The sequence below is a fragment of the Pelomicrobium sp. G1 genome (assembly GCF_051905455.1).
Classification (GTDB): Bacteria; Pseudomonadota; Gammaproteobacteria; order Burkholderiales; family UBA6910; genus Pelomicrobium.
This window is the reverse complement of the sequence record NZ_JBQACR010000191.1, coordinates 1-347: the sequence shown is the minus strand read 5'-3', so window position 1 is coordinate 347 and position 347 is coordinate 1. Positions and strand designations below refer to the sequence as shown.

1 pseudogene is annotated in these 347 nt (G+C 69.7%); it reads left to right on the top strand.

Annotation, left to right across the window (positions count from 1 at the left end):
• Positions 1-347 (top strand): annotated as a pseudogene (locus ACTFO6_RS18125) (hypothetical protein); the annotation flags it as partial.

Below are 347 nucleotides of genomic sequence, written 5' to 3'. Positions count from 1 at the left end.
CCTCAAGGCGAGCGCCGAGCGCCTGGCCCGGGTGCTGGCCCGCACCCTGACGCCGCTCGTGATCCACGACGACGTGTGGCGCGCTTTCGAAATCGTGCGCACCCCGCTACAGGCCCTCGATGCCAGCGATGCGGCTCGGGTGGAGGCGATCGTCGTGCTGGACGAAAAGGACCGGGTGTACGTCTCCAGCCATCCCGAGCGTTATCCGATCTTGAGCGACCCAGCCCGGGCGAACCCGGAGCTGGCGGCCCTCGCCGGCCCATTGGCGGTCCTTTCCGGGGAAAACACGGTCACGGTGGAGCCGGCCGGAGGGCCCAACATCTACGTGCTGGCGCCCGTGATGGCCG